Genomic DNA, 4,757 nt, shown 5'->3' on the forward strand with positions numbered 1-4,757 from the left:
ATCTTGATTCGTATCATATTAAATACATAGGAGGTGATACAATATGGTAAACAATAATAGCGGAATTCGTCATGAATTAGTAGTTCGAGGCGCTGAAAATGCAATTGATCAGATGAAGTATGAAATTGCACAAGAGTTTGGTGTACAACTTGGTGCAGACACAACAGCTCGTGCAAACGGTTCTGTTGGTGGTGAAATCACAAAACGTTTAGTAGCAATGGCGAAACAACAACTTGGCGGTGGGATCACCCGCTAACATAAATACAACAAATGATAGTAATAATAATTGGGCTTGATTTGATTTATTAGGACATGCAGGGTTATTTTGTTCTTAGAAGAAGAGAAAAAGAGCACTAATAAGGGAACAAAGAACAAACGTATCGTTTATATTTATATCTATATTATATAAATAGGAGTAATCAATTCCGTATGGCAAACGGTGATACAGTTCATGGCAAGCACTGATACAATTTGTTCCTTGTTTCTCTTAATATGCACGTTTTTTGGTCGTGTATACCAATAAAAATCAAAAAGAAGCTATTTTGGTGTTTATTACGATAACAGTTGTAACAAAAAAGAGACGCATTTTTTCGTCTCTTTTTTGCAGGTATGAATTACGATGAAACGTGAAACACATGTGTGAATATATTCTTATTCTATTTTTGGCCCAATATACCTTTTTCATTATGAATTTTTTTGATTGGCAATTCACTTCGGCTATCTGATTAGTGAGATGCGTTAGAAAGAACAGAATAGGTGCTGACGTCATAACGCTGGGACTGTGTATGTAGTACATCTCCTGTATCTTTTCTAATTGTATTGATTTAAGATGTTTTATGTAAAATGAACAGAAGGGATTTTGAAAGAATAAAAGTGTAATCAATCGTTCTGTTTTCTTAATGTATATAACTTTCGAAGTTAAAATTTTTAGTTACTAGTATGTAGGTAGTTTACCTTATGTTTCTGTTGAAATATATTGCTTTAACCTTGTTTTCATTGTCGTAAAAAGTGCTTATTGTGATTTCTACAAATCCTTTCTTGTCTTTTTTATTACATAGGAGTAGAAATCGTTGAACTTTTTCCATAAAACGGTATCCAAAAAAAGGAGTGAATATTTCCCTATGCTTCATAGCATAGTAAAACCATAGATAGTAGAACTATAGGAGGTGATATATATGCCAAGCAAGAATATCAAAAAGAATGTTAAAAAGAATACCAGAAAGAATCATACCACATTGGTACAAGGTGCTGAGCCTGCAATCGATCGTATGAAGTATGAGATTGCACAAGAATTTAGCGTGAAACTAGGTCCAAATACAACATCTCGCGCAAATGGTTCTGTTGGTGGCGAAATCACAAAACGCTTAGTAGCCATAGCAAAACAACAACTTAATGGTAAGTCTAAATAACTTTAGACACTTAACGAAAAGCATCCAAATCGGGTGCTTTTCTTACGATTCATATTCATAAGTACATAGAATGTAAAGCCTATTGCTCAATCTATTTAAATTTTTATCCACTTTGCAACAGAACCACCTTATATTTGCACTAAAGTTGTTTACAGTCCCCCCATAAATGGACTGTGTTTCGATATTAAAAGAGTATGTACAGTCTCCTTAATTTCTCCTATAACCTTTTGAATAGACGTAACCTCAGGTAAGTATTTATTATATTCTTCTAATTGAATTAGATACTCATAAGTATCATGACACATTTTCTTTTTTAGAAGGCCATTCAAACCCATGACTAGAAACAGTGTCATTGTAGATAGATATTGTATTTTCCCCTCAGAAGCTTTTTTTCGTAAGAAGACCAGGATGTGTTCTTTAGTTTGAAAACATTTGTACTGTTCTCGAAATGGAATACCTAATATTCGCTTTCTAATGATTTCCACTTGTTTTTGGCGCCGTGTTCTATCTAACACGGCATTATACAGTTCACTAGTGAACTGTTGTTTCGCACAAATTGTTAACAACCACATTTTTATATTATGGTTGTCATCTAAATGTTGCGTTAGATCTAAAGTATATTGTAAATACGGTATGTTAGATGGTGTATTAGTACGATGTACAACACCTACATCATCTATAAAAATGTATTTTTGAATGTAAAGTTCAATGAATATATTTATGGAGGTATGCATTTCTATATTAGATTGCAGGGGTGCTTCTATAGTTTGAGTGTCGTCGTTAATAGATAGTAAGAAAAAAAATCTGGGATTGTTAGATGGTTCATAGTATATCACCTTTCTGGAAAGGGAAGTTGTATTTAAATATATACTAGAGTTTACTCTGGTGCAAACTTCATTTTCGTTTATGTATGAATTGCTCCAATTCCTTTCAAAGTACGTGAAGCATGACGAAGGGTTTGAAATTCTGCGGATTTGGCAAAACGTCTCTTTACATGCCTATGGTCCTGTTCTATAAGATTGTTGAAATGCTTGATTGTACAATGATTTGTACGTTTATAAAAGCCTGGTTCGTTTAATTTGTTAAATAACGCTGGGGTTTTGTCTGTTGTGAGAATCCTTTAAATTATCGTGATATCTCTGAGGATTTAAAAAAATGGATTTATATCCTTCAACACGTGTAATTTTTTGATACCTTTTATGTGGAATTTAATATGTGATTTTTATATAACAAAGCAAAAATAGCTTTATTTAGGTGCTTTTGTATGAGTATTTATTTTAAACTACACACATAAAAAGGAGCAGAATCTTGTGCAGTGACCCCCGTCAAGTAGACAGTAATTAAAAAGCGCAACTAAGCAACCTGAGTTCTATATTTATATGGACTCAGGTTATTTAATTTCTTTTGAAACCTTTGATGATTATAAAAATGTATATATTTGCGCACGGCAAGTTTAACCTCATTTGCTTTACGGAAGGAGGTTAAATGAAAACACTCAGCCTTAAAGTGACTGAAAAAGTTTTCCATACAAGCATTATCCCAACAGTTGCCTCTTCGAGACATACTTGCCTTTATCTGATATTTTTTAAGTAATTGATTATATTGACGAGATGTATACTGGGACCCTTGATCACTATGTAAGAGGAGTCCCTTCACATTTCGTTTTTTCTTTGCCTTTTTAAAAGTGTATCTAACACAAGCTTTAAGTCGTTTCTACGACTGGTTTCATAGGCAATAATCTCATTGTTATATAAATCTTTAATAGCGGATAAGTACAAGCGTTGTCCATTGAAAATCAAGTAGGTAATATCCGTTACCCATTTCTCATTCGGTCTTGAAGCTTGAAAGTCTCTATTTAGATGGTTATCTGAAATCACATAAGCCTCTTTTTTTCCGTAATAAGGTCGTTTTCTCCTAATTATGGCTTTGATCCCCAATTCACTCATCAGTCTTTGGATGCGCTTATGATTCAAATGAAGGTTATATGTGGCTTTCAGCCACACTTGTATTCTTCTATATCCATAAATTCCTCTTAGTTTTGTATGACACTCCAATATCTTTTTCTTGAATTCAGTGTCCGCTAATTGCTTTTTAGAAGGCACTGCGTGTCGCTTTATCCATTTGTAATAGCCACTTCTGGTTACACCAGCAATGGCACATAATAGAGTAACCGTATATCCTTTTTCTAACATCTCATATATAACTTCAAACTTTCTCATTTTGGATATAGCTGACATGCCTCCTTTTATATTCCTAAGAGCTTTTTTAACATCTCATTCTCCGCTTCTAATCGTTTAATCTTAGCTTCTGGATTCTCAGGTTTCGTTCTTGGTCTACCTAAACCTGGCCCGTTCGCTTTTCCACGTTTTTCTTCTAGCCCTTTGATACCTTCAGCCTCAAAGTGTTTGACCCAACGACTTACAACTGAGTGATGAATGCCTAATTCTTTCGCAACCGTTTTATAGCTCATGCCTTCTTTTAAGTATAAATCTACAGCTTTTTTCTTAAATTCTACATCGTAAGTGACTCTAATTTCGCTCATAGAAAAATCCCCTCCATAGTAAACAGGTTAATGTGCTTTCTTTTTCCTGTCTACTATAAGGGGATCATATCATTGCTAAGTTCTTCTCCTTTTTATGTTTTTACAATGATGATGCAACGTGTTTATAATCCTTACGGTAGCCTGTTCTGATGCAAAGTTTGAAAAATGTAAAAAAGACTTTAGATTAGAGAGAAGATTTAAGCAATCGTTACTAATTTCTGTAATACCATGTATACTGAAAAAACGGGGTCTGACTCAAGACTCCGTCTCTGTTCATATAAGTCCTGAGTTGTCGCAATTCCTTTTATGGTACGAGAAGCATGACAGATACTTTGGAATCCGAAAAATTGGGAAATCTTAGTTTTATGTGTCTATGATCTAGTTCATTGTTTAGATTTGTTTAAAAAACTTTGCAACAGAATCACTTTTTTTACCTTTACTAGAAGATTTAAGCCCCAATAAATGTAATACAATTAAAAAAATTATAGAACCTAATCCTACTATCATTACAGATAATCCCTTAGATCTAATCGGTTTTATAGCAAGCACCCCCTATTGTTTTCAGCAGAGCAAAAATACAGAGAATTGCAAAGCAAAGTGCAGAGGTGAGCAACTTGACATGGAGCCTCTAAGGGCATGACTCATTCGCCAGGAACTCAGCCGTACCAATGGCTGGCGTGCCAACTTAGGCTATCATGCTCTCTTCTCCAAGTAAAGTTGCATGCAGGAAACTTCGCTGCAATTCTCTGCACTTTTATTTTGCAAAAAACACCCTATAGAAAATTATATTTACACACTTAATGTAT

The 4,757-nt window shown here is 34.1% G+C and carries 5 protein-coding genes and 2 pseudogenes; 2 read left to right on the plus strand and 5 right to left on the minus strand.

Annotation, left to right across the window (positions count from 1 at the left end; translation table 11 throughout):
* The first annotated feature begins 43 nt into the window (after nucleotides 1–43).
* Both AB3X49_RS17865 and AB3X49_RS17870 read left to right on the plus strand, forming a co-directional pair.
* A complete protein-coding gene (locus AB3X49_RS17865) occupies nucleotides 44–256 on the plus strand; it encodes an alpha/beta-type small acid-soluble spore protein (RefSeq protein WP_367963760.1) in 213 nt (70 codons plus the stop codon).
* A 919-nt stretch (nucleotides 257–1,175) separates the two neighbouring features.
* Entirely contained in the window at nucleotides 1,176–1,409 is a 234-nt protein-coding gene (locus tag AB3X49_RS17870) for an alpha/beta-type small acid-soluble spore protein (protein ID WP_367963762.1), read from the plus strand.
* A gap of 910 nt (nucleotides 1,410–2,319) precedes the next feature.
* Here the strand turns inward: AB3X49_RS17870 and AB3X49_RS17875 are convergent.
* The 5 genes and pseudogenes from AB3X49_RS17875 to AB3X49_RS23245 form a co-directional block, all read right to left on the minus strand.
* Nucleotides 2,320–2,526: pseudogene (locus AB3X49_RS17875) on the minus strand (DDE-type integrase/transposase/recombinase); the annotation flags it as partial.
* Between the two features lie 236 nt (nucleotides 2,527–2,762).
* Entirely contained in the window at nucleotides 2,763–3,065 is a 303-nt protein-coding gene (locus AB3X49_RS17880) for an IS3 family transposase (protein WP_367963764.1), read from the minus strand.
* On the minus strand, nucleotides 3,062–3,646 hold the full coding sequence (locus AB3X49_RS17885) for an IS3 family transposase (protein ID WP_367963766.1): 585 nt from the start codon (nucleotides 3,644–3,646) through the stop codon (nucleotides 3,062–3,064). The genes AB3X49_RS17880 and AB3X49_RS17885 overlap by 4 nt, the downstream gene beginning before the upstream one ends.
* 8 nt (nucleotides 3,647–3,654) lie before the next feature.
* Nucleotides 3,655–3,951, minus strand: coding sequence for a transposase (locus tag AB3X49_RS17890; RefSeq protein WP_367963768.1), 297 nt, complete (start codon nucleotides 3,949–3,951; stop codon nucleotides 3,655–3,657).
* A gap of 197 nt (nucleotides 3,952–4,148) precedes the next feature.
* A pseudogene (locus tag AB3X49_RS23245) lies at nucleotides 4,149–4,336 on the minus strand (IS6 family transposase); the annotation flags it as partial.
* Between the last annotated feature and the right edge of the window lie 421 nt (nucleotides 4,337–4,757).

It is taken from the genome of Bacillus sp. C30 (genome assembly GCF_040838255.1).
Taxonomy (GTDB): Bacteria; Bacillota; Bacilli; order Bacillales; family Bacillaceae_G; genus Bacillus_A; species Bacillus_A mycoides.

What these genes read in the sequence shown, in the direction of transcription:
- AB3X49_RS17865 (WP_367963760.1), top strand. Translation starts at nt 44, where the DNA reads ATGGTAAACAATAATAGCGGAATTCGTCATGAATTAGTAGTTCGAGGC.
- AB3X49_RS17870 (WP_367963762.1), top strand. Translation starts at nt 1,176, where the DNA reads ATGCCAAGCAAGAATATCAAAAAGAATGTTAAAAAGAATACCAGAAAG.
- AB3X49_RS17885 (WP_367963766.1), bottom strand. Translation starts at nt 3,646, where the DNA reads ATGTCAGCTATATCCAAAATGAGAAAGTTTGAAGTTATATATGAGATG.
- AB3X49_RS17890 (WP_367963768.1), bottom strand. Translation starts at nt 3,951, where the DNA reads ATGAGCGAAATTAGAGTCACTTACGATGTAGAATTTAAGAAAAAAGCT.